The 1,219-nt window shown below is 45.9% G+C and carries 1 protein-coding gene; it reads left to right on the forward strand.

Going from position 1 to position 1,219, the window contains the following annotated elements:
* Positions 1-105 precede the first annotated feature (105 nt).
* Positions 106-1,219, forward strand: a 1,114-nt coding sequence (locus B7X71_RS17335; RefSeq protein WP_293601656.1) for a cupin domain-containing protein, incomplete at its 3' end; no start/stop codon positions are given.

The following is a 1,219-nucleotide window of genomic DNA, read 5'->3' on the forward strand; positions in this document are numbered from 1 at the left end:
TTGTTTTGCGCATCAGTTAATTTGTAGCGCAGGGATACAACGGTATTTTTTTCGATCTTCATGCGTAATTCATTCAACATTGTGTTTTAAACAGCTTCTGACTATATGAACTCATTTTACTTGAGCAAGCCATACGATCCTCCCCAGGCACCCCAAAACCTCCCTCTGGATTGCCCATGGGCCCTTCTGGGTGGCATTAGCCCTGAGAAGTTCATGAAATCCTATTGGCACAAAAAACCCTTATTGGTGCGTGGCGCTATCCCCGCCTTTGAGCTTGCAAAAAGATTAGGTGAGCCCTTGGGTAGCGCAATATCTCCTGAAGAGTTATTCAACATTGCAGGTGACGATGTAGTTGAGTCCAGATTAATTCAGGCCAAGCCCTGGACTTTTTCAAATGGCCCCTTTAAAAAGAAATCGATCCCACCGCTGGATTCGCCAGACTGGACTCTCCTGCTTCAAGGAATGGAGGCAAGACATCCAGCAGCTGCAAAAATACTTTCTTGGTTTCGCTTTATTCCAGATGCTCGTTTGGATGATTTAATGATTAGCATTGCCGGACCAGGTGGAGGAGTTGGGCCACACTTTGATTCTTATGATGTCTTTTTAATTCAGATGTCAGGCCGTCGGCGCTGGCGTATTTCCGTACAAAAGGATTTGAGCCTAAATCCTAAGCTTCCTTTAAAGATCTTGCAGAACTTTAAGATGGAACAAGAGTGGGATCTAGAGCCAGGCGATATGCTTTATCTACCTCCTCACGTTGCACACGATGGCATTGCTTTAGATGGCGGCTGTCAAACTTGGTCAGTTGGTTTCAGGGCGCAAAGTTATAAGGAAATCCTGCAAGAAGGTTTATGGCGTCTTGCTGAATCGCTTGAGGATATCCCTGTGTTAGAGCAGCGTTTTGCTGATCCACGGCAAAGAGCAACTCGTTTCCCAGAACAGCTTCCAGAGGAAATCATTGCGCAGGTGTCCACAAAATTAAGGGAATTAAAACTAGATCGCATAGAAACATTTCTACCTGGAATTACTGCCTACCTGAGTGAACCAAAACCCCAGGCCTATTTTGATGGCCCAGCAAATCCACTTTCCCCTAAGGAATTTCAGCTTCAGATCTCCAAGCAGTCTCTAGTTCCGCACCCACAAACAAGACTACTTGCCCTAGGTAAACGGATTTACTGCAACGGAGAGGATGTCACCAGCGGGCAAGATCAGCAAACTC

The sequence above is a fragment of the Polynucleobacter sp. 39-46-10 genome, from assembly GCF_002282275.1.